Here is a 25,662-nt window from a genome sequence, read left to right as displayed (position 1 = left end):
GCGGCTGAGCACCGCGACCGCGCGGAGCGCGTCGCCGCACCGCGGTGCGGCGCGAGGCACCCGGCGCCCCAGGCGCCCGCTAGCCCACGAGCAGCGCGAGCGCCTCCTGCTGCCCGGGCTCGAGCAGCGGGCCGAAGCGATTGGCGACGGCACGGCGGGCGATGGTGCCGGCTTCGATGGCGTCGCGGCGGGCGATGGCGTCGAACAGACCGCGGTCGATGGCCGCGGATTCGAGCTTGACCCGGTTGTCGTGGTGGGTGCCCTCGGCGTCGCGGTGCATGAGGCCGCGGAGCACGCCCGAGACGGCTTCGCCGCTGAGCGCGAAGATCCGGTTGCCGCTCGCGTTCCAGACGAGCGTGTGGAACGCGAGGTCGAGGTCGGCGAACTCCTCGGCGTTGGCCTCGGCGGCGGCCTGCATGCCCTCGACCGCGGCCCGCATCTCCTCCCGCTGCGCATCGGTGTGCTGCAGCGCGGCGAGCGCGCTGGCGGATCCCTCGAGCACGACGCGGTACTGCACGAGCTCCGCGAGGTCGAGCGCCGCGGTGCCGAGCATGGCGCGCAGCGAGCGCCGCAGGGTCTCGGGCGAGGGCGCGAGCACCTGCGGGCCGCCCCGGGTGCCGGGACGCGACTCGATGAGCCCCATGCTCTGCAGCACCCGCAGCGCTTCGCGCACGGTGGGGCGGCTCACGTCGAACTGCACCATGAGCTCGCGCTCGCTGGCGAGCTGGGCTCCGACGGGGATCTCGCCCGAGACGATCGCCTGCTCGATCTGCTCGACGATGCGCTGGTAGGTGTGGATGGGGACCGCCGGGGCGAAGCTGTGCGGAGTGGACAACGACGGTGCTCCTTCGCGAAGTCTGGCCCGGTCCGCCCGCCGAAACGACGGGTCTGCCGGAAATGCCCCTCATCCTAACGCTGCGAGCAGTGGTCTTACCATGTATCCTGGTTCGAACCTCACGACTCGAAGGCGAACATCGATGAAGATGACCGCCGAGGGGTGCCACCCGCACCGTTCGAGCCACCCCCGGCAGCACACCCCGAGCCGGAGCACCGAGAAGCCGACCGCTGGTCGGCCCACCCTGCGACAGGAAGCAATGATGCGACGCAAGACTCCTCTCACCCTCGCCGCGGCGCTCGTCGCGGCCGGCGCACTCGCCCTCACCGCCTGCTCGGCGGGATCCGGCGGCAGCACCGGATCCGGATCGAGCACGGGCTCCGGCCAGACCGCGGTCACGGTCGCGCTCACGGGCGCACCCGTGAACCTCGACTTCACCAAGACCGCGGGATCCGCGATCCCGCAGGCGCTCATGACCAACGTCTACGAGGGCCTCGTGCGCGTCGACCAGTCGGGCAAGGTCGTCCCCCTTCTCGCGAAGGAGTGGAAGATCAGCGAGGACCGCAAGACCTACACCTTCACGCTCCAGGACGGCGCGACCTTCTCGAACGGAGAGAAGTTCACCGCGAACGACGTGAAGTTCAGCCTCGACCGGGTGAAGAAGGACTGGACCACCACGCTCAAGGCGAAGATGGACGTCGTGCAGGACGTCGAGGTGAAGAACGACACCGAGGTCGCCGTGCACCTGAGCCACCCGTCGAACGCGTGGCTGTTCGACATGGCCACCCCCGTCGGCGCGATGTTCTCGTCCACCGGCGTCGCCGACCTGGCGAACAAGCCCGTCGGCACCGGTCCCTTCACCGTCGCCTCGTGGAAGCAGAACGAGAACATCGTGCTGAAGACCCGCGACGACTACTGGGGCACCGCGCCCAAGGTGAAGGAGGTCACGCTGAAGTACTTCGCCGACGCGACCGCCACCACCAACGCGCTGCGCACCGGCGACGTCGACGCGATCGTCAACCTGCAGGCACCCGAGCTCGTCGACACGTTCAAGGACGACGGCAAGTTCACCGTCACCTCGGGCACCTCGAGCGGTGAGGTCTCGCTCTCGTTCAACAACCGCGTCGCGCCGTTCAACGATAAGCGCGTGCGCCAGGCGGTGCTCTACGCGCTCGACCGTCAGGCGATCATCGACACCGCGTGGAACGGCTACGGCTCGCTCGTCGCCACCTACGCGACCCCGACCGATCCCTACTACGTCGACCTCAACGCGAAGTACCCGCACGATCCCGCGAAGGCGAAGCAGCTCCTCAAGGAGGCTGGCGCCGAGAACCTCTCGATCACCTACACGGTCCCCACCCGCCCCTACGCGCAGGCCGTGTCCGAGATCGTCGTGTCGCAGCTCAAGGAGGTCGGCATCGACGTCAAGATCCAGTCGTCCGAGTTCCCGGCGGTCTGGCTCGACAACGTGTTCACCAAGCACGACTTCCAGATGACCACGGTGCTCGCCGTCGAGGCGCGCGATCTGCTCACGGTGTTCAACAACCCGGACTACTACATCGGCTACGACAACTCGAAGATCGCCCCCATCGCTGCGAAGGCCGACGCGGCCGACGAGCAGGGCTACATCTCGGGCATGCAGGAGGTGCAGAAGCAGATCGTCGACGACGCCGCGTCGGGCGTGCTGTTCCTGTTCCCGAACATCGTCATCACCAAGTCGGAGCTCACCGGCATGCCGAAGAACTCCATCGTCGAGTCGCTGGACCTCACCGGCCTCTCCTGGAAGTGACCCGCTGACGGGGCGGCCGCGCACCGCGACCGCCCCGTCGCCCCCGACTCGAAACCCGCCCGCGGTCGCACGCCGCGGCCCCACCGTCCAGAGGATCACGCATGGCCATCCGGATACTCATCAACCTCGCGCGGTTCGCGGTGACGTTCCTCGTCGCGACCGTCGTCGTCTTCCTGTTCATGCGTCTCGTCCCCGGCGATCCGGCACAGGTCGCGCTCGGCGTGAACGCGAGCCCCGAGCTGCTCGCGAAGACGCGGCACGAGTTCGGCACCGATCGCCCCCTCGCCGTGCAGTACTTCGACTGGATCGGCGGCCTCCTGCGCGGCGACTTCGGCACGTCCTACGTCACCCGCGCCGACATCAGCCCGCTCGTGGTCGACCGCCTGCAGGTGAGCCTGATCCTCGTGCTCACCGCCATGGTCGTCGCGCTGCTCGCCGCGATCCCCCTCGGCACCATCGCGGCGGTCAAGCACCGCAACGCCTCCGGCATCCTCATCGGCGCCGGCTCGCAGCTGGGCGTCGCGATCCCCGGCTTCCTCGCCGGCATCCTCCTCGTGCTCGTCTTCGCGGTCGGCCTCGGCTGGCTGCCGGCCGGCGGCTGGACCCCGCCCGGCGAGAACTTCGGCGACTTCCTGCGCAGGCTCATCCTCCCCGTGCTGGCGCTCGCCTCGGTGCAGGGCGCGATCCTCACCCGCTACGTGCGCTCGGCCGTGCTCGAGATCATGAGCGAGGACTACCTCCGCACCGCCCGTTCGAAGGGTCTCAGCCCGACCAAGGCGCTGCTCAAGCACGGCATGCGCAACGCGGCGATCCCCGTCATCACGGTGACCGGCGTGCAGATCGCGGCCCTGATCATCGGCGCGGTCGTGATCGAGCGCGTGTTCGTGATCCCCGGTCTCGGCTCGATGCTGCTCGACGCCGTCGGCAACCGGGATCTCCTCACGGTGCAGTCCGTCGTGATGGTGCTCGTCGCCATCACCCTCATCCTGAACCTCGTCATCGACGTCGTCTACACGATCGTCGATCCGCGGATGCGAAAGAGCGCGTGACCATGGATACCCAGCACATCCCGACTCCCCCGTCCCAGGCGCCGCGCACGAGCGCGATCGCGTCCCCCGCGGCCGCTCCCGCCCGCCCCGCGCGACGCTCCCGCGGCCGGCTCTCCCCCACGCTCATCGCCGGACTCATCCTCGTCGGCATCGTCGTGCTCGCCGCGGTCGTGTCGTTCGTCTGGACCCCCTACGACCCCGTGCAGGTGAACGCTGCCGACCGCCTCCAGGGCCCGAGCGGCGCGCACCTGCTCGGCACCGACAAGTACGGCCGCGACCTGTTCTCGGGCATGCTCGTCGGCGCCCGCATCACGCTGTTCGTCGGCGTCATCTCGGTCGGGATCGCGCTGCTCATCGGCACGCCGCTCGGCATCCTCGCGGGGATCCGCGGCGGGTGGATCGAGGAGGTCGTGATGCGCGCGTCCGACATCGCCCTCGCGTTCCCCGCGCTGCTGCTCGCCATCATGTTCGCGGCGGTCTTCGGCGCATCGACGCTCACGGCCATGGTCGCGATCGGCATCTCGACGATCCCAGCCTTCGCCCGCGTCGCGAGATCCGGCACCCTGCAGGTGATGAACACCGAGTACGTGCTCGCCGCCCGCGCCGCGAGCCAGTCGCGCACCCGGATCGCCGTGCGGCACGTGCTGCCGAACATCATCGGCATCGTCGTCGTGCAGTGCTCGGTGTCGTTCGCGCTCGCGGTGCTCGCCGAGGCAGGCCTGAGCTTCCTCGGGCTCGGCACGCCGCCGCCCACCCCCTCGTGGGGCCGCATGCTGCAGGAGTCGCAGCAGTTCCTCGGCACCCACCCGCTGCTCGCCATCGTGCCCGGCATCGCCATCGCGATCGCCGTCATGGGCTTCAACCTGCTGGGCGACGGGCTGCGCGACCGATTCGATCCGAAGCTGAACGGGAGCCGCGGCTGATGACCACCGAAACGAAGACCCTGCTCGCCGTCGACGGGCTCAACGTCCGCACCCCGCACCGCACGCTCGTGCACGACTTCTCGCTGCACATGGCGCACGGGGAGCGGATCGGCCTCATCGGCGAATCCGGATCCGGCAAGTCGATGACCACGACCGCCCTGCTCGGCCTGCTGCCGAACGGCGTCACCGCCGACGGCTCCGTGCACCTCGACGGCCACGACGGCAACCTGCTCGAGGCGCCCGAGTCCGAGCTCATGAGGATCCGCGGCCGCGACATGGCCATGGTGTTCCAGGAGCCGCTGACCGCGCTCAACCCGCTCATGCGGGCGGGCGATCAGGTCGCCGAGATCATGCTGCAGCACAGGCTCGCCCCGTCGAAGGCGGAGGCGCGCAAGCGCGCGATCGAGATGCTCGACGCCGTGCACCTGCCCGATCCGGCGCAGGCCGCCCGCGCCTACCCGCACCAGCTCTCGGGCGGGCAGCGGCAGCGCGTCATGCTCGCGATGGCACTCGCCAACGACCCGGCGCTGCTGCTCTGCGACGAACCCACCACGGCCCTCGACGTCACCGTGCAGCGCCAGGTGCTCGACCTGATCCTCGAGCTCGTGCGCGAGCGCGGCACGGGGCTGCTGTTCATCACCCACGACCTCGCCGTCGTCGCCAACATGTGCACCCGCGTGCTCGTGATGAACCAGGGCGTCGTCGTCGAGGAGGGCCCCACCGAGGACATCTTCACGAAGCCGCAGCACCCCTACACCCGCGGCCTGCTCGCCGCATCGGACCTCGAGGCGACCGACGCCGACGGGCGCCTGTTCACCGTCGCGAGCGCGCAGGACTACGTGCCGCCGACGGTCGATGCGGATCCGGCAGCCGCATCCGCCGAGGCCGCTCCCCCGGAGCCGGCCGAGATCCCCGCCGCACCCGATGCTCCCGCCGAGACCGTCATGAAGGTCACGGATCTCGTGCGCACCTACACCCGCGGGCGCACGAGCCTGTTCAAGCCGGCCCCCGAGGTGCACGCGCTGAAGGGCATCTCGTTCGAGGTGCCGCGCGGCGGCCGCCTCGGCGTGGTGGGCGAATCGGGCTCCGGCAAGTCGACGCTGCTGCGGATCCTCGCGGGCCTCGACCAGCCGACCTCCGGCAGCGCCGTGGTCGCCGGCAACGAGGTCGCGGGGGCGAAGGAGTCGCAGCTGCGCCAGCTCCGGCAGCAGCTGCAGATCGTGTTCCAGGACCCGATGGGGTCGCTCGATCCGCGCATGACGGTCGAGCAGATCATCTCCGAGCCCCTGCTCGTCCGCGGGCGGAACGAGACCGCCGCCGAGCGCTCGCGCATGGTCGCCGAGATGCTCGAGGCCGTCGGGCTCCCCGCCGAGTCCGCCGCGCGCTACCCGCACCAGTTCTCGGGCGGGCAGCGGCAGCGCATCTCGATCGCCCGCGCCCTCATCTGCCGACCCGAAGTGGTCGTCGCCGACGAGCCGGTGAGCGCGCTCGACGTCTCGGTTCGGGCGCAGGTGCTCAACCTGCTCGCCGACCTCGTCGACGAGTACGGGCTGACGCTCGTGTTCGTCTCGCACGACCTGAACGTGGTGCGGCACCTCTGCGACTCGGTGATCGTCATGCAGTCGGGCGAGATCGTGGAGGCCGGCGACACCGAGACCGTCTACCGGGATCCGCAGCACCCGTACACGAAGCGCCTCATCGATTCGTCGCTCACCCTGCGTCAGGAGCTCACCCATGCCTCGTAACGATCTCTTCGCGCTCGACGCCGGAACGCTCGCCGACGGCTACGCGAGCGGCGAGTTCACGCCGAGCGAGGTCGCCGAGAGCGTGCTCGCCCGCATCGCGGATCGCGAGCCCGAGCTGAACGCGCTCTACCTGCACGAACCCGAGGAGGTGCGCGCCGACGCCGACGCGTCGACCGCGCGCTGGGCCGCGGGCGAGCAGCTCGGCCCCTTCGACGGGGTGCCGGCGACGGTCAAGGAGAACATCGCGCGCGCCGGCCGCCCGAAGCCCGCGGGAACCGCGCTGCCGAACCCGCCGATCGCGGCGGCCAACGCCCCGACCACCGACCGGCTGCTCGAGGCCGGCGTCGTGATCCTCGGGTCCACCACGATGCCCGACTGGGGCATGCTCTCGTCCGGCGTCTCGAGCCGGCACGGGATCACCCGTAACGGGCTCGATCCCGCGCTCACCTCCGGCGGCTCCAGCGCGGGCGCCGGCACCGCGGCGGCGGCGGGCTACGGCCCGCTGCACGTCGGCACCGACATCGGCGGATCGATCCGCCTGCCCGGCACCTGGCAGGGCCTCACCGCGCTCAAGCCGAGCGAGGGCCTGATCCCGCTCGACGTGCCCTACACGGGCCGCGCGGCCGGCCCGCTCACCCGCACCGCGGCCGACGCGATCCGCCTCATGTCGATCATCGCGAAGCCCGACGCGCGCGACTACCTGACCCGCGCCTACCCGCCGATGGACTGGTCGCTCGAACCGCTCGCGCCTGCAGGGCTGCGTGTCGCCGTGCAGCTCGACGCGGGATCGGGCCTCCCCGTCGAGCCGGAGACCCGCGCGTTCATCGAGGCCGCGGCAGAGCGCTTCGCCGCGGCCGGCGCCGTCGTCGAGCCGCTCGATCCATTCGTCCCCGCCGACGTGCTCGACGGGCTCGTCGACTTCTGGCGCAGCCGCTCCTTCGCCGATCTGGAGCTGCTGAGCGACGCGGACCGCGCGCTCGTGCTGCCGTTCATCGCCCGGTGGTGCTCGGCCGGCGCCGACTTCTCGGCCGCGCAGACCGTGCGCAACCGGGGCTGCGCCGACGAGATGGCCCGCCTCACCCGCGCGGCCACGACGCCCTACGATCTGGTGCTCTCCCCCGTCTCCCCCGTCGCGGCGTTCGCCGCCGAGGATCCGATGCCGATCACCGATCCGCTGCGCACCATGGGGCACATCTCGTTCACCGCGCCCTACAACATGTCGGGGCAGCCCGCCGTGTCGATCGGCGCGGGCATCCAGGCCGACGGCCGAACCGTCGGCCTGCAGATCGCGGGCCCCATCGGTTCCGACGACCGCCTGCTGCGGGTGGCCCACTGGTTCGAGACCGTGCGCGGCCCGGAGGCGACGGTCGACTGGGGCTCCGTGCGCTGAGGCGCTCGCGCCGCGCACCCCGACCTGCTGAGATAGGCGCATGACCGAATCGCGGCCGAACGCCCTCTACCTCTACGCGCACCCCGAGGCGCGCTCGTTCAACCGAGAGCTCTTCGACGCCGCCCGGGCGGAGCTCGAGCTCACCCACGACGTCGTCGCGAGCGACCTCTACGCCATGGGATTCGATCCGCTGCTCGACGACCGGGATCTCGGTTCCCTCGCGCGAGCGAGCGGCAGCTTCATCTCGCGCTGGACCCGCGCCACGGCCGAATCGCAGTTGCCCGAGGACATCCGCGTCGAACAGCAGAAGCTGCTCGACGCGGACCTCGTGGTGCTGCAGTTCCCACTCTGGTGGTACTCGATGCCGGCGATCCTCAAGGGTTGGTTCGACCGCGTGCTCACCGCGGGCTTCGGCTTCGACGTGGTCGATCCCGAGACCGGCCTCACCCGCAGGTACGGCGACGGCCTCCTCACCGGCAAGCGCGTGCTGATCGTCGTGTCGTACGGCGAGTCGGATGCGGCGCTCGGCCCCCGCGGCATCGCCGGCGACCTCGACACGATCCTCTACGGGCTCACGCACGGCGTGCTGTTCTACACCGGCTGCGAGGTGCTGCCGCTGCACGGCATCGAGGGCGTCGACGGGTTCGACTCCCGCGACGTCGCGCGCGAGATCACCCGCCTGCGCGAGCGAATCGCGGGCTTCGCCGCGGAGGCCCCGATCCCGTTCCGCAGTTTGGAGAGCGGCGACTACACGCCGGAGCGCGTGCTGCGCGACGAGGTTGCCCCGGGTCGCACCGACCTCGGGATCCACCGCACCGACGCGTGAGCTCCCGACGCCGAGATGACCCGTTCGCGGGTTATGCGGACTCATAACCTGCGAACGGGTCATCTCGGCGAGGCCCGCGCGTGCGAGCGCGTCCCTCCTCAGGCCGGCGGAGTGAAGCGCCCGTCGATCGCGGTCCAACCGCCGTCGACGCTGACCGTGGACCCGGTCACGAATGTCGAGGCGTCCGAGGCGAGGAACACGACCGCGCCCGCGAGCTCGTCGGGACGGGCCCAACGCCCGAGCGCACTCTTCTCGGCGTAGGCGCGGTACCACTCCTCGTTCGCCCGGATCTGCCCGGTGAGCGGGGTCTCGACGACGCCGGGGGCGACCACGTTGACCCGCACGCCCGCGGCTCCGTACTCGGCGGCCGCGGTCTTCGCGAGCTGCACGAGGCCGGCCTTGGTCGCCGCGTACACGCCCTGGCCGGGCTCGACGACCTGGGCACGGATCGACGCGAAGCCGATGATCGATCCGCCGCCGTTGTCGGCGAAGCGACGCCCGAACCGGCGGATCAACTGGAACGAGGCCCGCAGGTTGAGGTTCACCACCCGGTCGAACTCGTCCATCGAGTAGTCGTCCATGCGCTTGCGCACGTTCGTCGCGGCCGTGAACACGAGCGCGGAGGCCGTGCCGAAGCGCTCGGCCGCTGCCTCGACCGCGTCGTCGTCGAGCACGTTCAGCTCATAGGCCTCGGCGACGCCGCCGAGCTCCGCGATGAGGGCCGCCGTGGCCTCCGCGCCCTCGAGCGAGTAGTCGGCGACGACCACGTGCGCGCCCTGCGCGGCGAGCGCCTGCGCGGCCTCCCGGCCGATCCCGCTCCCCGCACCGACGACCACGACGGTGCGGCCGTCGAGGCGGAAGAGGCGGGAGTAGTCGACGGCGGGGGTAGGGGCGTTCATGCGGTGACCTTTCGGGGTGCCGGGCGGATCATGGCCATGCGGGTGACGGTGAACTCCTCGATCGCGTAGCGCGGGCCCTCGCGGCCGATGCCGGAGTCTTTGACGCCGCCGTAGGGCATGATGTCGGAGCGGAATCCGGGGATCTCGTTGACGACGACGCCGCCGACCTCGAGCCGCTCGATCGCGGCGAACGCGCTCTCGAGCGAGGCCGTGTAGATGGCGGCCTGGAGACCGTAGCGGGAGTCGTTGACGAGGTCGACCGCGGCGTCGACCGAGTCGACCGCGGTGAGGCAGACGACCGGGCCGAAGATCTCCTCGCGCCAGACGTCGGCGTCGACCGGCACATCGCCGAGCACGATCGGCGGCACGAGCCCGCCCTCGGCCGGGATCTCGACGTCGGTGAGCACGCGCGCGCCGGCGGCGAGCGCACGCTCGACCGTGGCGCGGATCCGATCGGCGGAGGCCGCGTTGATGACGGGGGCGACGTTCGTCGCGATGTCGCGGGGATCGCCGACCCGGAGCTCGCTCATGCGAGCGACGAGGCGCTCGGTGAAGCGCTCGGCGATGGGCCGTTCGAGCACGACGCGCTGCACCGAGATGCAGGCCTGGCCGTTGGCGTAGAAGCCGCCGCGCAGCACCGCGTCGACGGCGGCTTCGAGGTCGGCGTCGGCCGCGACGATGAATCCCGTGTTCGAGCCGAGCTCGAGCAGGGTCCTGCGGGGCGCCGCCTGCCCGGCGATGAGGTGTCCGATCGCGGCGGATCCGGTGAACGAGACGACCTGGGCCCGGGAGTCGCGCACGAGGACCTCGCCGACCTCGGGGCCGCCGTTGACGAGCTGCACGGCCGCACCGGTGACGCCGTGCTCGGCGAGCACCTCGCGCACGATGGCGACGAGCTCGATCGTGGCGAGCGGGGTGTTGGGGGCGGGCTTGATGATCACGGGGCAGCCGGCCGCGATCGCGGGGGCGAGCTTGTGGGTGGCGAGCAGCACGGGGTAGTTGAATCCGGCGATCCCGACGACGACGCCGGCGGGCTTGCGCGTGTAGTAGCCGATCATGCCCCGGCCGAGCTCCTGAAGGTCGAGCGGCACGGTCTCGCCGTGGACGTGCGAGACCTCCTCGGCGGTGGCCTGGAGCGTGACGATGGTGCGGTTCACCTCGGTGCGGCAGTCGACCCGGGGCTTGCCCGTCTCGAGCACGAGCAGATCCTCGAAGCGCTGCGCGTCGGCTGCGAGTCGGTCGTGCACGGCGGCGAGGATCGACTTGCGCTGCGCGGTGGTGAGCGCGGCGACCTCGGAGCGGGCGGCCTCGGCGGCGTCGAGCGCGGCGAGCGAGTCGGCGACCCGGCTGACGGGAGCGTGTCCGACGACGCTGCCGTCGTAGGGGAAGACGACGTTCGAGGTGCCGTCGACGGGCAGCCAGCCGTCGCCGATCGGGAGGGCGCCCGCGGGCGCGATCAGGTCGAGCGGATCTGACATGGCTGGCCTCCTTGCTGCCGACGCACCCCCGATTCGAGTGGTCTTACCATTTAATATAGATCACCACGCGGGCCATCTCCAAGCGCACGGAGGAACCGGGTCGGCACCCGGCCGGAATCAGGCCATGGCACCCAGCCGGCGCTCGAGCACCTGACCCGGCCACCCGTCGACGTCGAATCCGACGGTCCGCTCGTACCCGCACGATTCGTAGAACCGCACGAGCGCGCCGGTGCCGCCCGCGTAGCAGTCCACGCGCAGCCGATCGATGCCCGACCGCTCGGCCTCGGCGTCGGCGAATACGAGCAGCGCGCGCCCCGCTCCCCTGGCCCGCGGGTCGCGCGATCCGATGAGGATCCGGACGTACACCTCGGGCTCCTCCGCCGGCGGCACGTAGGGCATGGCCCCACCGAGCACGAGCAGACCGACCACGCCCGCACCGGGGAGCTCGGCGACCCGCGCCCCGGGCAACCGCAGCGCATCGCCCACCTGCGCGATCCGACGCTCCTGACCGGACCAGGGTTCCGCCCCCCACTGCTCGGTGTTGCCGTTCGACACGAACCAGGCCAACGCGTCGTCGAACAGCCTGAGCACCGCGTCCAGGTCGCCGGCCTCGGCGTCGCGGATCCGCAGTCCCTCCGGCCCGGCGCTCCCCGCGCTCAGAATTCCCGTCCCAGCGTCATCGATCGACGCACCGTCTCGAATCCGACGCTCTCGTAGAGGCCGACCGCTCCGGTCGGGCTCTCGGAATCCACGTCGAGCACCGCGCGCTCGAGCCCATCCTCCCGGAGCGCACCGAGTGCGCGCCCGAGCAGCGCCTTCGCGATGCCGCGCCCCCGCGCGTCGGCGACCACGCCGAGCAGATCGATGTACCCGAAGGAGTACCCGCGCAGTTCCCAGTCCTCGCGGTAGACCGACACGATCACGAACCCGAGCACCCGCCGCGCGTCCCCGTCGCCCTCCGTCACGACGAAGGAGAGGTCCGGGCGCGCGGACTCGAGCTCGTCCGCCTCCTGCCACTCGCGCTCGCTCACGGGCTGCGATCCCCAGTGGTCGCGGAACGAGTCGTTGCGCGCGATCCGGGTCGCCTCCTCGTTGCCCGCGTAGCCCTCGATGCGCAGTCCGGGCGCGAGCACCGGCTCCGCCGCGGCACCGGCGAGGTCGCGTTCGAGCTCCAGCCACCACCGCGCGATCCGGTATCCCCGCGACTGCGCGAGCGCGATGGTGCCGGCCTCGTGCTCGTCGGCCCCGAGCGTCAGCCAGCCGGGCGCTTCCGAGTCCTCCGCCGACAGCATCCGCCGTCCGCGCTCGTCCTGCCAGTCGAGCAGGGCACCGCCGATCCCCCGCCGACGCCACCCCGGGTGGACGGCGCCGTCGAGTCCGATCCGGACCTCGGCGCCGCGCTCGTCCCCCTGGCTCACGAAGCCGTAGGCGACCGCGCGCCCCTCCGCGTCGAGCGCGATGGCCGAGTCCCGCTCGAGCCGCAGCTTGGGGTCCTCGAACCAGAGCGCGCACTCCTCCTCGGTCGTCGTCGCCCAGGGGTTGTCGACCGCGTCGCAGGCCTGCGCCAGCTCGAGCAGCAGCGGGAGGTCGCTCGGCGCGATACGCCGCCAGGTCACCCCCGCGACGTCGGCGGGCAGGCGCAGGGCATCGGGTGCGGAGACCCGCTCTCGCAGAGGCTTCATCGTCTCGGCTCCATCTCGTCTCTCAGTGCGGCCGCTCACGGCCGCCGCGATGCCAACCATGCTATTGATCGCGGCGCGCGACCGGCTGGGAACCGCTCGTCGGGCACTCGCCACGAGTGGCCTGACCAGTTAATATGGTTCACACTGTGCGCCGCGGCGGAGGATCCCCGCGCGCCCACCGGCATTCCGCGGAAGGACTCAACGATGACGCGCTCCCACCAGATCGCCGTGCTCCCCGGCGACGGCATCGGCCCCGAGGTCGTCGGCTGCGCGCTCGAGGTGCTCGACGCCGCCGAGGCCCGCTACGGCTTCCGCACCGAGCGCCGCGAGTACGCTGCCGGAGCCGCCCACTACCTCGAAACCGGCGAGCTGTTCGCCGAGCTCGAGGACGAGCTGCGCGGCGCCGACGCGATCCTGTTCGGCTCGATGGGCGATCCCCGTGTCACGCCCGGGATCCTCGAACGAGGCTTCATCCTCGAGATGCGTCAGCGCTTCCAGCAGGCCGCCAACGTGCGCCCCGTGCGTCTCTACCCCGGCGTCCCCACGCCCATCTCGGGCCTCACCCCGGAGCGCTGCGAGCTCGTGATCGTGCGCGAGAACACCGAGGGCGCCTACGTCGGCCGCGGATCCACCGTGCACGCCGGCACCCCCAACGCGGTCGCCATGCAGGAATCGCTCAACACGCGCGCCGGGATCGAGCGCGTCGTCGACTTCGCGTTCCGCCTCGCCGCCGGTCGACGCAAGCGCCTCACCCTGTGCCACAAGACCAACATCCTCGTCGCCGCCGGGCAGCTCTGGCAGGAGGTCGTCGCCGACGTCGCGACCCGGTACCCCGAGGTCGAGACCGACTACGTGCACGTGGATGCGATGTGCTTCCACCTGCCGCTCGCCCCCGAGCGCTTCGACGTCGTCGTCACCGACAATCTCTTCGGCGACATCATCACCGACCTCGGCGCCGTGATCCAGGGCGGCCTCGGCGTTGCGACGAGCGCGAACCTCAACCTCGACGGCTCGGCGCCGAGCATGTTCGAGGCGATCCACGGCTCCGCTCCCGACATCGCCGGCACCGGCTGGGCGAACCCCTCGGGCGCGATCCTCTCGCTCGCCCTCTTGCTCGGCCATCTCGGCGAGGCCGACGCGGCGCGCGCGGTCGAGGCCGCGACCGTCGAGGTGCTGGGATCGCTCCCCGCGCTCTCGGGCCCCGAGATGGGCGCGTCGACCGCCGAACTGGGATCGCGCATCGCCGCGATCGTACGCGACGGCGCCGCGGATCCGGAGCTCGTGCCGAACTCGTTGCTCGGCACTCTCGCGGCGCTCGAGCCGAGTCGGCCCGCGGCGGCCTGAGCCGGCTCGGGCCCGCTAGCGCGCCGGGCGCTTGCCGCCGCGCCCGTTCGGATTGCCGCGCGCCGCGATCCCGCGCATGCCGCGCGCACCCTTGCCGTCTCCCGGGCGACCCGCGGACGGCGCACGGCCGTTCGCGTCGGAGTCGCCCTCGGCGGCCGTGAGCAGCGCGCCCCGCTCGGCGTCCGACAGCTCGCGCATCTCGCCGAGGCGCAGAGTGCCGAGATTCAGCGGGCCGAACTGCCGGCGCACCAGCTCCTCGACCGGATGCCCCACCTCGGCCAGCATGCGCCGCACGATCCGGTTCTTGCCCGAGTGCAGCGTGATTTCGACGAGCGAGTGCCGGCTGCCCTCGCCCGGGAGCAGCTTCGCCGCGTCGGCGCGGATCGGACCGTCCTCGAGCTCGATCCCGTTCTTCAGGCGCTGGATCGTGGCCGGCGTCACGCGACCCGCGACCTTCGCGATGTAGGTCTTCTGCACCCCGAACTTGGGGTGCGCGAGCTTGTGCGCGAGGTCGCCGTCGTTGGTCAGCACGAGCAGGCCCGAGGTGTCGGTGTCGAGGCGGCCCACGTTGTAGAGCCGATCCTCGACGCGGTCGGTGAACTCCCGCAGGTCGCGGCGCCCCTTCTCGTCCGACATGGTCGAGACGACGCCGCGCGGCTTGTTGAGCACGAAGTAGCGCTTGCTCGCGTCGAGCTGCACGACGACGCCGTCGACGCGCACCTCGTCGCCCGGATCGATCCGGCTGCCGAGCTCGCGCACGATCTCGCCGTTCACCGTCACCCGGCCGCCCGTGATCAGCGTCTCGCAGGCGCGACGCGACGCGACGCCCGCGTGCGCGAGCGCCTTCTGCAGGCGCGGGCGTTCGTCGGCGGGAACCTCGGGCTCCGCGTCACCGTCGGCGGCTGCGTCCCCCGGCCACCCCCACTCGGCGAGGTCGATCTCGACGGCCTGCCCGTCGACCGAGAACTCACCGCCGGAACCTCCGGTGCGTCGCTGTTTCGGGCGTTCGTCAGAACGACTCATGTTCGAATCCTTCCAGTCCGTCGTCGAGCAGGGGCGAGATGGGCGGCAGCTCCTCGACGCTCGAGATGCCGAGGTGCCCCATGAGCGTGTCGGTGGTGCCGTAGAGGATCGCGCCGGTCTCACCGTCGTGCCCGACCTCGGTGATGAGTCCGCGCCCGACCAGCGTACGCACGACCGAATCGACGTTCACCGCGCGGATCGAGGCGATCGCGCCCCGCGAGATCGGCTGCCGGTAGGCGACCACGGCGAGCGTCTCGAGCGCGGCCTGCGAGAGCCGCGCCGGGGTCTGCTGCTGCACGAAGTCGGACACGACCGGATCGAGCGTCTCGCGCACGTAGAAGCGGTACCCGCCGGCGACCTCGCGCAGCTCGAAGCCGCGCACCGGTCCGTCCAGCGCACCCGCGTAGTCGTTCGCCAGCAGGTCGACCGCGCGGCGCACCTCGCGCACCGGGCGGTCGGTGGCCGTCGCGAGGCTCACGATGCTCAGCGGCTCGTCGGCCACGAGCAGCAGCGCCTCGAGCTGCTGCTCGAGGGTGTGCTCGGCGCGCGCCCGCTCCAGCTCGCCCGCCGCACCGGGCGCCTGCGTCCCGTCGGCCGGAGCGCCCGCGGCCGGTGTCGTCTCGTTATCCGTCATAGTCCGTTCCCAGTGTCGCAAGAGAGTCGTCCGACCAGTGCGCGCCCGTCCAGCGCACCGTCAGCTCGCCGAGCGGTTCCGCCTGTTCGAAGCCCACGGCGTCGCGCCGGTACAGCTCGAGGATCGCGAGGAACCGGGCGACGATCACGCCGCGCTCCGACCCGACCTGGAGTCCCGCGATGAGCTGCCGGAAGGTGTGCGCGCCGTCGGTGCGCAGCATCGCGACGACGATGGCCGCCTGCTCGCGGATCGACACGAGCGGGGCGTGCAGGTGGTCGAGCCCCACGGTGGGGAGCTCGCGCGGTGTGAAGGCCAGCACGGCCATCGCCGCGAAGTCGTCGGCCGACAGGGTCCAGATGAGCTCGGGCCCGCGCTGGCGGTACCGCGCATCGAGCGGCACCTGCCGCGGGTGCCGTGCCTCCTCGGACTCGATGCGGCCGCGGAACCAGGCGCTGGCCTGCTTGAACGCGCGGTACTGCAGCAGTCGCGCGAAGAGCAGGTCGCGCGCCTCCAGCAGCGCGATGTCCTCGGCGTCGACCGCCTCGCCCTGCGGCAGCAGACTGGCGATCTTCATGTCGAGCAGCGTGGCCGCGACCACGAGGAACTCGGAGGCCTGATCCAGCTCGATGAGCCCCTGCCCGTCGAGCGACGAGAGGTAGGCGATGAACTCGTCGGTGACGAGGCTCAGCGAGACCTCGGTGATGTCGAGCTCGTGCTTGCCGATCAGGTTCAGCAGCAGGTCGAAGGGGCCGTCGAACACCTCGAGCGAGACGCGGAACCCGGGAGCCTCCGGGCCGCCCGCCTCCGCGGTGCCGAGCTCGGTCATGCCGCGCCCATCGGACCGCTCAGGCGACCACGCCGCGGGCGACGAGCTCGCGCGCCAGCTTCAGGTAGGCCTCCGACGCCGCGTTCGACGGCGCGTAGTCGAGGATCGGCTTCGCCGCGATCTGCGCGTCGGGCAGCTTCACGGTGCGGCCGATGACGGTGTCGAACACCTGGTCGTCGAAGGTGTCGACGACGCGCTCGAGCACCTCGCGCGCGTGCAGGGTGCGCGAGTCGTACATGGTTGCGAGGATGCCGTCGAGCTCGAGCGCCGGGTTGAGGCGGTCCTTCACCTTGTCGATGGTCTCGACGAGCAGCGCGACACCGCGCAGCGCGAAGTACTCGCAGGCGAGCGGGATCAGCACGCCGTGGCTCGCGGTAAGGGCGTTCACCGTGAGGAGGCCCAGCGAGGGCTGGCAGTCGATGAGGATCACGTCGTAGTCGTCGACGACCTTGCGGAGCACGCCCGCGAGGATCTGCTCGCGCGCGACCTCCGTGACGAGGTGCACCTCGGCGGCCGACAGGTCGATGTTCGCCGGGATCACGTCGAGACCGGGGGTCGCGGTGCGCACGATCGCCTCGCGCGGGTCCTTGACCTTGCCGAGCATGAGGTCGTAGATGGTCGGCACGTCGTGCGCGGGCACGCCGAGGCCGGCCGAGAGCGCGCCCTGGGGGTCGAAGTCGACGGCCAGCACCCGACGGCCGTAGCGCGCGAGCGCGGCGGCGAGGTTGATGGTGCTCGTCGTCTTGCCGACGCCGCCCTTCTGGTTGCACATCGCGATGATGCGCGCGGGGCCGTGGCGATCGAGCTTCTTCGGTGCCGGAATGATCCGCTCGGGTCGCCCGGTGGGACCGAGCTCGACCTGCTGCTTCGCCATTCCGGCCCTCCTCTCGAGTCGCTAACGATCCATCCTAGCGTGCGGCGACCGCCCCGGATTCTGCGCGGTCATGACCACGGTCGCGACCGCCGTCGCGACCGCCGAGCCGTTCCGCGGCGAAGTCCAGCAGCGCGAGCGCCCGCGAGGTCAGGTCCATGTCCTCGGGCCAGATCCCCACCACATGGGTGACCGTGACGGGCGGGTCGAGCGGACGGATGACGATCGGCCGCCCCTCGAGGCTCGTCGTGGCCGCGTTGGGCCGGGACATGAGCAGGCCGTAGCCGAGCCCGCGCCCCACGAGCGCCTCGACCAGCCCGATCTCGCTGACCCGGGCCTCGATCGACGGTTTGAGGCCGCGGGCGGCGAACGCGTCGGTGACGTTCACGGTGCCGGGGGTCGCGTCGAACTGGATGTAGGGCTGATGGGCGAGGTCCGGCAGGTCGACCGTTCCGGCCGACGCGAGCGGATGATCCGGGTGCAGGTGGACCTCGAGCTCGGTCGCGTAGATCTTGCGGCGACGGTATCCGACGGGCAGCGACACGTCGTACACGAGGGCGACGTCGAGGCGCCCCGCTTCGAGCGCCGAGAGCAGCTCCTCGTTGGTGCCGACCATGATCTCCATGCGCACGCCGGGGTGGAGCTTCGGGAACTCCTCCAGGAGCTCGGGCACCACGTTCGTCGCGAAGGTCGAGTAGCAGCCCAGCTTCACGGGCCCGTGCAGCTCCTGCCCGAGGCCCGCCCCCAGCACCAGTTCCTGCGTCTCGGCGACGATCCGTCGGGCCCGCTTGGCGAACTGCTGCCCGGTCGGGGTCAGCGTGAGCCCGCGAGCCTTCCGGCGGACGCACAGCTGCTCGCCGACGGTGCGTTCGAGCACCGTGATCGCCTGCGACAGCGCGGATTCCGAGATGTGCAGGTGTGCCGCCGCCGCGCTGAGCGTGGCGAAGTTCGGGAGCGCGGCGAACAGCTCCAACTGGCGCAGACTCACATCGGCCACGGTTCCTCCTCGATGCATCTTCTTCGATTCAACCGAATTATATCCTCGAAGAACCGTGATTTACACGCAGAGTCGTGCGCATCACGATGGATGGCAGCCCTCCCTCCCGCAGGGACAACAATGACGTTAGGGACCTCGATGACCTCTTCAGCCTCCGCGAGCGCGCAGACCTCGCAACGCCGGATCGCCTTCGCGACGATCATCGGAACCACGATCGAGTGGTACGACTTCTTCATCTACGCGACGAGCGCCGGGCTCGTCTTCGCGCAGCTCTTCTTCCAGCCGGCCGGGCACGAGATCGGGCTGCTGCTCTCCTTCGCGACGGTCGGCATCTCGTTCCTCTTCCGCCCGCTCGGCGCGTTCCTCGCCGGGCACTTCGGGGATCGCCTCGGGCGGCGGGCGATGCTCGTCCTCACGCTCGTCCTCATGGGTGCCGCGACGACCCTCGTCGGCCTGCTGCCGACCTATGCGCAGATCGGCACCGCGGCACCGGTCCTCCTCCTGCTCCTCCGCATCCTCCAGGGCCTCAGCGCCGGCGGCGAGTGGGGCGGAGCCGTGCTCATGGCGGTCGAGCACGCTCCCGCGGACCGCCGCGGCCGCGCGGGATCCTGGCCCCAGCTCGGGGTGCCCCTCGGTTTCCTCCTCGCCTCCGGCGTGACCGCGCTCATGACCGGCGTCGTCTCCCCCGGCGCCGCCTACCTCGAATGGGGCTGGCGTGTTCCGTTCCTCCTGAGCGTCGTGCTCATCGTCGTCGGCTTCGTGATCCGCCGCACGGTCGAGGAGAGCCCCGTGTTCGCGGAGCTCGCCGAGCGGGGCGCGCAGCCGAGCGTTCCGATCGTCGAGGTGTTCAAGCGGCACTGGCACCTCGTGCTCCTCGCCGCGCTCGTCTTCGCCGGCAACGGCACGCTCGGCTACATGACCACCGGCGGCTTCCTCAACAGCTACGCGATCAACGTGCAGAGCCTCGACACCACGGCGGTGCTCGTCGCGGCGGCGACGGCCGCGGCCGTCTGGTTCCTCTCGACGCTCGTCGCGGGCATCCTCTCCGACCGGATCGGCCGGCGCAGCACCTTCCTCATCGGCTTCGCACTGCAGGCGCTCGTCGTGTTCCCCGTCTTCTGGCTCGTCGACAACGGCGGACTGCCCGGGCTCTACACCGCGCTCGTCCTCATCTCGATCGGGCTCGGCCTCACCTACGGCCCGCTGGCCGCGTGGTACTCCGAGATCTTCCCGGCATCGATCCGGTTCTCGGGCGTCTCGATCACCTACGCGATCGGGGCGGTCCTCGGCGGCGCCTTCGCGCCCATGATCGCGCAGATGCTCCTGGAGGCCACGGGTTCGACGACCGCCGTCTCCGGCTACCTCCTCGCCGCCTCCCTCATCGGCGGCGCGGCGACCCTCTGCCTCCGGGACCGGAGCGGCATCCCCCTCGGTCCCGACCACGAGGCCAAGCAGGCCGCCGGGGCCACCGTGTTCACCGCGCGGGCGGAAGCGCTCGAACCGGCACCGGCGCGCTAGGTCGCCGTCCGTGCCTCGCAATTCAGTCAAGGAGCAGAAATGGTAAGTCAGTCCACCAGGGTCGCGATCATCGGCGGCGGGATGGGCGGCCTCACCGCCGCGATCGCGCTCACCCGAATCGCCGGAGTCGACGTCACCGTGTTCGAGCAGGCGAGCCGGCTCGGCGAGGTCGGCGCGGGCGTCACGGTCGCCCCCAACGCGGCGCGGGTGCTCGATGCGCTCGGCGTCCTCGACCGGATCCGCTCGCTCGGGGCCGTCCCCGACGGGCACGGCGTCTACCTGGACGCGATGGGCGGCCTCGTCACCGACGCCGCCTGGGAGGATTCCGCCAAGCGGTACCAGAACATCGGCATGTACCGGCCGGACCTCATCGGCGCCCTGGCAGCCGAGGTCGATCCCGAACGCATCCGGCTCGGGCATCGACTGCAATCCGTCGAGCCCCTCGGATCCGGCGTCAGTCTCGCGTTCGAGAACGGCGTCGAGGAGGACTTCGACGCGGTGATCGGTGCCGACGGCATCCACTCGGTGGTGCGGAAGTCCGTCGACCAGCACCCCGACCCCGTCTACTCCGGCTACATCGTCTACCGCGGAGTCGTCGACGCGTCCCGCCTCCCCGAGGACTGGCCCATGATCAGCCAGGTCTGGATGGGCGACAGCCGCCACTTCATGTGCTACCCGCTGCAGCAGCGCAAGCTGTTCAACTTCGTCGCAGGCATCCCGAGCGACCGGCCGCTGAACGGCCCGTGGTCCGGGTCGGCCGAGGTGAGCGAGCTCGCCGCCGAGTTCGCGGGCGACGGCTGGGATCCGCGCCTCCAGAGCTTCATCGCGGCCATCGAGCGGACCTTCTGGTGGGGCCTGTTCGACCACGAGCCGCTCACGAACTGGTCGAACGGTCCGATCACGCTCCTCGGAGATGCGGCGCACACGATGCTGCCCCATCAGGGCCAGGGCGTGAACCAGGCGATCGAGGACAGCATGGCGCTGGCGACCTTCCTCGCCGCGGCCGACGGGGTCGACGGCATCCCCGAGGCCTTCCGCCGCTACGCCGCCGTCCGCATGCAGCGCACCGCGATCCTGCAGAACGGCTCGCGCCGCGCCGGCGCCATGTTCGACGCCCAGTACGAGTTCGCGAACCTGGAGAAGCGCGACGCCGACATCCGCGTCGGGCGCGACTTCCGACGCGGCGCGGTGTTCGACTACGACGCCCAGAAAGTCGCCGAGCAGGCGCTCACCCGATTCCGGAGGATTCCCGCATGACCACCATCAGCATCATCGGCAGCGGCAAGATGGGCGCGGCGATCGCCGAGGTCGCCGTGCGCGCCGGCGCGGAGGTCCAGATCGTCAAGCGCAGCGCGGCGAGCGCATCCGCCGCACGGCCCGGCTTCACGTACGGCGCGCTGGGCGATCGACTCACCGGCGATCTCGTCGTGCTCGCGGTCCCCTACTCGGCGTACCCGGGGATCCTGGAGCGCTATCGGGACCAGCTCGGCGAGAAGGTCGTGATCGACATCAGCAACCCCATCGACTTCAGCACGTACGACGAGCTGCTGTCCCCGGCCGATTCCTCGACCGCGGCCGAGCTCGCCCAGCAGCTGCCCGAGGGTGCGGCGGTCGTGAAGGCCTTCAACGTCAACCTCGGCGACACGCTCGTCAGCGGCACGAACGGCACGACGCCCACGACCGTGCTCGTCGCCGGGGACTACGCGGACGCCAAACAGCAGGTCGCGGCGCTCGTCGAGGCGGCGGGCATGCGCGCGATCGACGTCGGCCCGCTGACGCGCGCGCGGGAACTGGAGGCGATGGGCTTCCTGCAGATCATCATGGCCGCGCTCGGCAAGACCCGGTACGAGACCGGCTTCGCGCTGCTGCCCTGATGCGGACGGGAGGCGCGACCGCCCGGCATGCTCAAAGCCGATCCCTCCCGGACCGGAGCGCACGCGGGCCGCTGCCCAGCTGACGTTCGAGGGCCGTCCGCATGGCCCGCGCCGACCCGAACCCGGCGCGGGCCGCGACCGTCTCCATATCGAGACCGTCGTGGGCGGGGTCCCGCAGCAGCGCATGCGCGGCCTCGGCGCGCGCCCGGCGCAGTTCCCCCGCGACGGAGATCCCGGCCTCGGCGAAGACGCCCTGCAGATGCCGCAGCGATGCGCCGGTCGCCCGGGCAAGATCCGCGGGAGCGAAGGACGGATCGGCCGCTCTGCGGGCGAGTTCGCCGAGTGCTCGCTCGCGCAGGGCCGCGCGGGGCGAGGCCCGCACCGGATCCCGGCCGAGCCGTCCGAGCAGCACCGCACCGGCCATCTCGACGAGGATCCGGTCGACCGCGGCGCTCTCGCCCTCGGCGATCTCCTTCTCGCTGCGCACGGCCCGCGCGACGAAGGCGCGCATGGATTCCTCGATCAGCGTCAAGTGCGTCCCGAATCTGACCTCCTCGCGGAGCCGACTCGGTGCGGGCAGCAGGACCTTCGGCACACGCACGATGAGGAAGCGGCAATCCTGACCGAGCCGCACGCGCCCCGGTATCCCGCTCGGGCCGATCATGAGCCGTCCGGACGCCGGTTTCCAGGTCCCCTCACTCAGGTACGCGAACGTTCCTCTGTCGATGAACACCAGATCCCACGTCGGCGATCCCGGCCACGGCGGCCGGCGTTCGAACTCCGTCAGCGATCCGAACACCTCATGGAGCACGACCGCACCGAACGTGCGCATGCGCGAGTGCATCCGCAGCGCGCCGCCCACCGGGCGCGCACCGCCGCGCGCGATATCGGCCGCGTCGAGATCCGCGATGAAGCGCTCGGGCAGCCCTTCGATGTCCACCGTCCGTTCCGGCGCGCGCTCGTTCACACCCCGAGCCTACGCTTCGGAACCCCTCGGACCGCGCCGGCTCACGCCTCTACTCGTCTCCTGAGCACGAGCATCGTGCCGCCGCCGAGTCCGAGGAGCACGGCGGCGAGCGCCACCGTACCCGGCTCTGACGCACCGCCGGTGGTCGCCAGAGTCCGTCCCGATCCCTCGGTGCTCGGATCCGGCGCATCGCCCGGGCCCGGCGGTACCGGCTTCGTCGGATCGGTCGGCTCCTGGGGATCGGTCGGGTCGATCGGGTCGACCGCGGGAGCGCGCTGGACGAGCTCGACGGTTCCGAGTACTGCGTCAGGTGCGGCGATCAGCGTATCGAGAGCCGAGGCGCGCTCGAGCGGCGCCTCCGGTTCCTCCGGTTCCTGCGCTGTCGAGAGCGTCAGCGTGCTGCGTCCCGCGGCGGTCGAGGAACGCACGGTCGCGGCGTATGTGCCGGGACCGGTCTCGGTGATCCCTCCGATGAGCTGGCCGCGGTCGCTGGACCGCAGATCGAGCTCGAGTCCGGGAACCGGGTTTCCGTTCGCATCGCTGACGTCCGCGCGGAACCGCGTGGACGACTTGCCGTCGGCGACGATCGTGCCGGGGTCGAGACTCAGCCGGGCCGAAACCGGAGCTCCTGGAAGCAGCGTGAGCGTGAAGCTTCTGCGCACCTCCGGCGAGACGGATCGGTCGATCGCGGTGAGCTGCACCTCCCCGGCCCGCTTCGACGCGGTGATCCGGACCCGGTAGCTGCCGTCTTCGCGGTCACGAACCTCACCGATCCCCACTCCCGGGTCGCTCGCCTCCACCGTGATCCGTTGGCCGGGAACCCGATGGCCGAACGCGTCGAAGGCGTACAGATCGATCCCCGTGGTGGAAGTACCGTCGGCGACGAGCCGGTCGGGCATCATCTCGCCGCCGATCTCAGTGACGGATCCCGGTCCCTGCCGCAGGGAGGCGGTCGCCGCGATCGCGGGATCCGCGGAGAGATCGCGAGCGGTGATGGTCGTCAGTCCGACGCGGGCGGAGGCGCGGATCTCGGCCGAGTAGGTTCCGTCACCGTGGTCAACGGTGTCGCCGACCCGCTGTCCCGAGTCGCTGCTCTCGAACACGACGTTCTCGCCCGCGACCGGATTGCCGTCGGCGTCGCTGACCGTCGCGGTCGCCGCGACCGTGCTCGTCCCGTCGGCGACGACGTTACCCGCCGAGAGCGCGAGCGCGATCCGGCTGGCCGGCTGAAACGTGAACTCGAGTTCCATCGATGGCGTCGCCCCGAGCGGGCCGGCACTCATCGAGACGTTCGTCGCGTTCGCGGCGGCGAAGCTGGAACCTGCGCCGCCGCCGCCCCACGGGCTCCCGCCTCCGCCGCCGTAGAGGCCACCGCCACCACCACCGCCCATGTTGTTCGTGCTGTCGTAGAACCCCGGAGCGCCGCCGGACCCGAGGAGACCGGGGGTCCCGATCGCGCCGATGCAGGGATCTCCCGGAACTCCACCGCCAGTCGGCGTTCCGCCCCCGGCATCGCCGGTGCACCCTCCTGCGGTCGTTCCGGCGGCCCCGGTGAGGCCCCCCGCGGATCCACCGTTCGTACCGCCCAGACCGGAGGTACCGCCTCCGCCGCCCGCGACGAGCACCCGGTCGGCGAGCGCGGAGCCTCCGCGGCGCAGGTCCGTGGCTCCACCGCCACCACCCCCGTGGACGACGGTCGATGCCTCGGGCCGGGTGCCGCTGGCGCCACCGTTCGCCCCTCCGGTCGAACCTTCGGCGTTCCCCCCGATCACCGCGACGAGCGTCTCCCCCGGCACGACCGGCAGGTCCGCGAGCACCCGCGCGCCCGCGCCGGGCGTGGGCGACACGTGCGGATAGGCTTTCGCCCCGGAACCGCCTTGAGCGACCACGCGCACCGACTTCGCCCCGGCGGGCACGACGACCGCGTGGCTTCCCGGACTCGTGAGCACGACAGGCGCGGGCTGCGCCGCCCGAGCCGGGGCCGCCGCCCCGGCCCAGACCGTCGCCGCGGCCACCATCGCAAGCGCGCAGGCGAGCGTGCCTCCGGCCCTGATCCCTCGCCGAGTGCGCCGATCTCTCATGTGTCTCCCCCTGTGTCGCGGTGCGCCGCTTCGCGGCGCACCGAATCGATCCGTCGAATCCCAGCGTGGGGGTTCCGAGCGATCGTGACGCCGGGAAACGTTCGGATCCTGCGCGCATCCGCCGTTCCGTGCGCGAATCGGGCGACGAGCCCCCCGCGCGGAAGATGTCGCAGAACTGCGACAGGGCTGCGACATCGCCGCGACCACCGCGTCCCTCTCGGTTCCTAGCGTGGGAAGCGTTCGGATCGCTCCGGACGACGCACGCCGGAACCGGTGTGCGAGTATGAATTCGAAAGGGGTTCGACATGACCGAAATCACCGCAGCACGCACCGCGATCCTCCGTTCCACCGCGGCGATCGCCGCGCTGCTCACGGTATCCGCGGGGCTCACGGGGTGCGGGATCGGCTTCACGCCGCAGTCCGATGCCGAGAAACCCGCGCCCTCGTCCTCCAGCTCCGAGACCCCCTCGACACCGTCGACCTCCGCGAGCGAGGGGGCTTCCGCCGCGGCCAGCGAGGGCGCCGCGAGCGCGGCCGGCAGCGCATCGGGTGCCACCGGGACGAGCGGCTCCGATGATTCCGAAGGGATCACCCGCGCCACGCTCGAACCCCTGGTCGAGAAGCACGCCAGCTGCGTCGGCGGCACGGTCGAGGTGGTCAACGTGGGCACCACGGTCGCGATCGACGGCAACTGCGCGACGGTCAAGGTATCGGCGAACGGAGCCTCCGTGCTCGCGAACGACGTCGCGAAGCTGCAGGTCACCGGGACGGGGGTGACCGTGTTCACGAAGCGGCTCGACGCGGTCGACGTCACCGGCAACGGCAACACCGTCGCGTGGGAATCCGGTTCCCCTGCCATCTCCGACGCGGGCATCGGCAACGTGCTCGCCCCCGCGAGCTGAGCGCCGCTC

Annotated in this window: 23 protein-coding genes; 11 read left to right on the top strand and 12 right to left on the bottom strand. The window is 71.3% G+C overall.

Annotated elements, in window-relative coordinates:
* Window positions 1–79 precede the first annotated feature (79 nt).
* Window positions 80–835, bottom strand: a complete 756-nt coding sequence (locus tag XM48_RS04855; RefSeq protein WP_046454664.1) for a FadR/GntR family transcriptional regulator — start codon at window positions 833–835, stop codon at window positions 80–82.
* A gap of 259 nt (window positions 836–1,094) precedes the next feature.
* Here XM48_RS04855 and XM48_RS04850 point away from each other — a divergent pair, with 259 nt between their 5' ends.
* The 6 genes from XM48_RS04850 (at window position 1,095) to XM48_RS04825 (ending at window position 8,557) form a co-directional block, all read left to right on the top strand.
* A complete protein-coding gene (locus XM48_RS04850) occupies window positions 1,095–2,624 on the top strand; it encodes an ABC transporter substrate-binding protein (RefSeq protein WP_046454663.1) in 1,530 nt (509 codons plus the stop codon).
* A 101-nt stretch (window positions 2,625–2,725) separates the two neighbouring features.
* Window positions 2,726–3,673: an ABC transporter permease gene (locus tag XM48_RS04845; protein ID WP_046454662.1), complete on the top strand. Its 948-nt coding sequence runs from the start codon at window positions 2,726–2,728 to the stop codon at window positions 3,671–3,673.
* A gap of 2 nt (window positions 3,674–3,675) precedes the next feature.
* Window positions 3,676–4,596, top strand: a complete 921-nt coding sequence (locus XM48_RS04840) for an ABC transporter permease (RefSeq protein ID WP_084821000.1) — start codon at window positions 3,676–3,678, stop codon at window positions 4,594–4,596.
* Window positions 4,596–6,341: an ABC transporter ATP-binding protein gene (locus XM48_RS04835; protein ID WP_046454661.1), complete on the top strand. Its 1,746-nt coding sequence runs from the start codon at window positions 4,596–4,598 to the stop codon at window positions 6,339–6,341. The genes XM48_RS04840 and XM48_RS04835 overlap by 1 nt, the downstream gene beginning before the upstream one ends.
* Window positions 6,331–7,731 carry an amidase gene (locus XM48_RS04830; RefSeq protein ID WP_046454660.1) on the top strand — a complete coding sequence of 467 codons (1,401 nt, stop codon included), beginning with the start codon at window positions 6,331–6,333 and terminating at the stop codon, window positions 7,729–7,731. Before XM48_RS04835 ends, XM48_RS04830 begins: the two co-directional genes overlap by 11 nt.
* Before the next feature lie 40 nt (window positions 7,732–7,771).
* Complete coding sequence (locus XM48_RS04825; protein WP_046454659.1) at window positions 7,772–8,557, top strand: NAD(P)H-dependent oxidoreductase; 786 nt, start codon at window positions 7,772–7,774, stop codon at window positions 8,555–8,557.
* 98 nt (window positions 8,558–8,655) lie between these two features.
* Here the strand turns inward: XM48_RS04825 and XM48_RS04820 are convergent, their stop codons facing one another.
* The 4 genes from XM48_RS04820 to XM48_RS04805 form a co-directional block, all read right to left on the bottom strand.
* On the bottom strand, window positions 8,656–9,456 hold the full coding sequence (locus XM48_RS04820; RefSeq protein WP_046454658.1) for an SDR family NAD(P)-dependent oxidoreductase: 801 nt from the start codon (window positions 9,454–9,456) through the stop codon (window positions 8,656–8,658).
* Entirely contained in the window at window positions 9,453–10,934 is a 1,482-nt protein-coding gene (locus tag XM48_RS04815; protein WP_046454657.1) for an aldehyde dehydrogenase family protein, read from the bottom strand. The genes XM48_RS04820 and XM48_RS04815 overlap by 4 nt, the downstream gene beginning before the upstream one ends.
* A 117-nt stretch (window positions 10,935–11,051) precedes the next feature.
* Window positions 11,052–11,525, bottom strand: a complete 474-nt coding sequence (locus tag XM48_RS04810) for a GNAT family N-acetyltransferase (protein WP_231580805.1) — start codon at window positions 11,523–11,525, stop codon at window positions 11,052–11,054.
* A gap of 65 nt (window positions 11,526–11,590) precedes the next feature.
* Entirely contained in the window at window positions 11,591–12,616 is a 1,026-nt protein-coding gene (locus XM48_RS04805) for a GNAT family N-acetyltransferase (RefSeq protein ID WP_046454656.1), read from the bottom strand.
* A gap of 204 nt (window positions 12,617–12,820) precedes the next feature.
* Here XM48_RS04805 and XM48_RS04800 point away from each other — a divergent pair, with 204 nt between their 5' ends.
* Window positions 12,821–13,960, top strand: coding sequence for a 3-isopropylmalate dehydrogenase (locus tag XM48_RS04800; protein WP_046454655.1), 1,140 nt, complete (start codon window positions 12,821–12,823; stop codon window positions 13,958–13,960).
* A 15-nt stretch (window positions 13,961–13,975) separates the two neighbouring features.
* Here the strand turns inward: XM48_RS04800 and XM48_RS04795 are convergent, their stop codons facing one another.
* Genes XM48_RS04795 through XM48_RS04775 form a run of 5 tightly spaced genes read right to left on the bottom strand, consistent with a single transcriptional unit; the run spans window position 13,976 to window position 18,311 of the window.
* On the bottom strand, window positions 13,976–14,983 hold the full coding sequence (locus XM48_RS04795; protein ID WP_084820998.1) for a pseudouridine synthase: 1,008 nt from the start codon (window positions 14,981–14,983) through the stop codon (window positions 13,976–13,978).
* Complete coding sequence (gene scpB, locus XM48_RS04790; protein WP_084820997.1) at window positions 14,970–15,617, bottom strand: SMC-Scp complex subunit ScpB; 648 nt, start codon at window positions 15,615–15,617, stop codon at window positions 14,970–14,972. Before scpB ends, XM48_RS04795 begins: the two co-directional genes overlap by 14 nt.
* A complete protein-coding gene (locus XM48_RS04785; protein ID WP_046454654.1) occupies window positions 15,607–16,443 on the bottom strand; it encodes a ScpA family protein in 837 nt (278 codons plus the stop codon). The genes scpB and XM48_RS04785 overlap by 11 nt, the downstream gene beginning before the upstream one ends.
* A gap of 19 nt (window positions 16,444–16,462) precedes the next feature.
* Window positions 16,463–17,317 (bottom strand): ParA family protein, encoded by an 855-nt coding sequence (locus XM48_RS04780; protein WP_046454653.1) that lies wholly within the window; start codon window positions 17,315–17,317, stop codon window positions 16,463–16,465.
* A gap of 34 nt (window positions 17,318–17,351) precedes the next feature.
* A complete protein-coding gene (locus XM48_RS04775; RefSeq protein ID WP_231580804.1) occupies window positions 17,352–18,311 on the bottom strand; it encodes a LysR substrate-binding domain-containing protein in 960 nt (319 codons plus the stop codon).
* Window positions 18,312–18,449: 138 nt separating this feature from the next.
* Between XM48_RS04775 and XM48_RS04770 the strand changes: the two genes are divergently transcribed.
* From XM48_RS04770 to XM48_RS04760, 3 genes are read left to right on the top strand one after another with little or no spacing between them, the layout of a single operon-like run.
* The gene (locus XM48_RS04770) at window positions 18,450–19,829 is read left to right on the top strand and encodes an MFS transporter (RefSeq protein ID WP_084820995.1); all 1,380 of its coding nucleotides are present in this window, start codon (window positions 18,450–18,452) and stop codon (window positions 19,827–19,829) included.
* Between the two features lie 39 nt (window positions 19,830–19,868).
* Window positions 19,869–21,086 (top strand): FAD-dependent monooxygenase, encoded by a 1,218-nt coding sequence (locus XM48_RS04765; protein ID WP_046454651.1) that lies wholly within the window; start codon window positions 19,869–19,871, stop codon window positions 21,084–21,086.
* Window positions 21,083–21,703, top strand: a complete 621-nt coding sequence (locus XM48_RS04760; protein ID WP_046454650.1) for an NADPH-dependent F420 reductase — start codon at window positions 21,083–21,085, stop codon at window positions 21,701–21,703. The genes XM48_RS04765 and XM48_RS04760 overlap by 4 nt, the downstream gene beginning before the upstream one ends.
* A 31-nt stretch (window positions 21,704–21,734) precedes the next feature.
* On the opposite strand, the gene XM48_RS04755 is transcribed toward XM48_RS04760, so the two are convergent.
* Complete coding sequence (locus XM48_RS04755; protein WP_046454649.1) at window positions 21,735–22,670, bottom strand: helix-turn-helix domain-containing protein; 936 nt, start codon at window positions 22,668–22,670, stop codon at window positions 21,735–21,737.
* Between the two features lie 41 nt (window positions 22,671–22,711).
* The gene (locus XM48_RS16840) at window positions 22,712–24,751 is read right to left on the bottom strand and encodes an Ig-like domain-containing protein (protein ID WP_197074144.1); all 2,040 of its coding nucleotides are present in this window, start codon (window positions 24,749–24,751) and stop codon (window positions 22,712–22,714) included.
* A gap of 305 nt (window positions 24,752–25,056) precedes the next feature.
* Here XM48_RS16840 and XM48_RS04745 point away from each other — a divergent pair, with 305 nt between their 5' ends.
* Window positions 25,057–25,653: a DUF3060 domain-containing protein gene (locus XM48_RS04745; protein WP_046454648.1), complete on the top strand. Its 597-nt coding sequence runs from the start codon at window positions 25,057–25,059 to the stop codon at window positions 25,651–25,653.
* Window positions 25,654–25,662: the final 9 nt, after the last annotated feature.

Source organism: Leucobacter sp. Ag1 (genome assembly GCF_000980875.1).
Classification (GTDB): domain Bacteria; phylum Actinomycetota; class Actinomycetes; order Actinomycetales; family Microbacteriaceae; genus Leucobacter; species Leucobacter iarius.
The sequence above is the reverse complement of the archived record's forward strand: the minus strand, read 5'-3'. Positions and strand labels throughout refer to the sequence as shown.

Coding starts and splice junctions, on each gene's coding strand:
- XM48_RS04850 (WP_046454663.1), top strand. CDS start 1,095: ATGATGCGACGCAAGACTCCTCTCACCCTCGCCGCGGCGCTCGTCGCG.
- XM48_RS04845 (WP_046454662.1), top strand. CDS start 2,726: ATGGCCATCCGGATACTCATCAACCTCGCGCGGTTCGCGGTGACGTTC.
- XM48_RS04840 (WP_084821000.1), top strand. CDS start 3,676: ATGGATACCCAGCACATCCCGACTCCCCCGTCCCAGGCGCCGCGCACG.
- XM48_RS04835 (WP_046454661.1), top strand. CDS start 4,596: ATGACCACCGAAACGAAGACCCTGCTCGCCGTCGACGGGCTCAACGTC.
- XM48_RS04830 (WP_046454660.1), top strand. CDS start 6,331: ATGCCTCGTAACGATCTCTTCGCGCTCGACGCCGGAACGCTCGCCGAC.
- XM48_RS04825 (WP_046454659.1), top strand. CDS start 7,772: ATGACCGAATCGCGGCCGAACGCCCTCTACCTCTACGCGCACCCCGAG.
- XM48_RS04820 (WP_046454658.1), bottom strand. CDS start 9,456: ATGAACGCCCCTACCCCCGCCGTCGACTACTCCCGCCTCTTCCGCCTC.
- XM48_RS04815 (WP_046454657.1), bottom strand. CDS start 10,934: ATGTCAGATCCGCTCGACCTGATCGCGCCCGCGGGCGCCCTCCCGATC.
- XM48_RS04805 (WP_046454656.1), bottom strand. CDS start 12,616: ATGAAGCCTCTGCGAGAGCGGGTCTCCGCACCCGATGCCCTGCGCCTG.
- XM48_RS04800 (WP_046454655.1), top strand. CDS start 12,821: ATGACGCGCTCCCACCAGATCGCCGTGCTCCCCGGCGACGGCATCGGC.
- XM48_RS04795 (WP_084820998.1), bottom strand. CDS start 14,983: ATGAGTCGTTCTGACGAACGCCCGAAACAGCGACGCACCGGAGGTTCC.
- scpB (WP_084820997.1), bottom strand. CDS start 15,617: ATGACGGATAACGAGACGACACCGGCCGCGGGCGCTCCGGCCGACGGG.
- XM48_RS04785 (WP_046454654.1), bottom strand. CDS start 16,443: ATGACCGAGCTCGGCACCGCGGAGGCGGGCGGCCCGGAGGCTCCCGGG.
- XM48_RS04780 (WP_046454653.1), bottom strand. CDS start 17,317: ATGGCGAAGCAGCAGGTCGAGCTCGGTCCCACCGGGCGACCCGAGCGG.
- XM48_RS04770 (WP_084820995.1), top strand. CDS start 18,450: ATGACCTCTTCAGCCTCCGCGAGCGCGCAGACCTCGCAACGCCGGATC.
- XM48_RS04765 (WP_046454651.1), top strand. CDS start 19,869: ATGGTAAGTCAGTCCACCAGGGTCGCGATCATCGGCGGCGGGATGGGC.
- XM48_RS04760 (WP_046454650.1), top strand. CDS start 21,083: ATGACCACCATCAGCATCATCGGCAGCGGCAAGATGGGCGCGGCGATC.
- XM48_RS16840 (WP_197074144.1), bottom strand. CDS start 24,751: ATGAGAGATCGGCGCACTCGGCGAGGGATCAGGGCCGGAGGCACGCTC.
- XM48_RS04745 (WP_046454648.1), top strand. CDS start 25,057: ATGACCGAAATCACCGCAGCACGCACCGCGATCCTCCGTTCCACCGCG.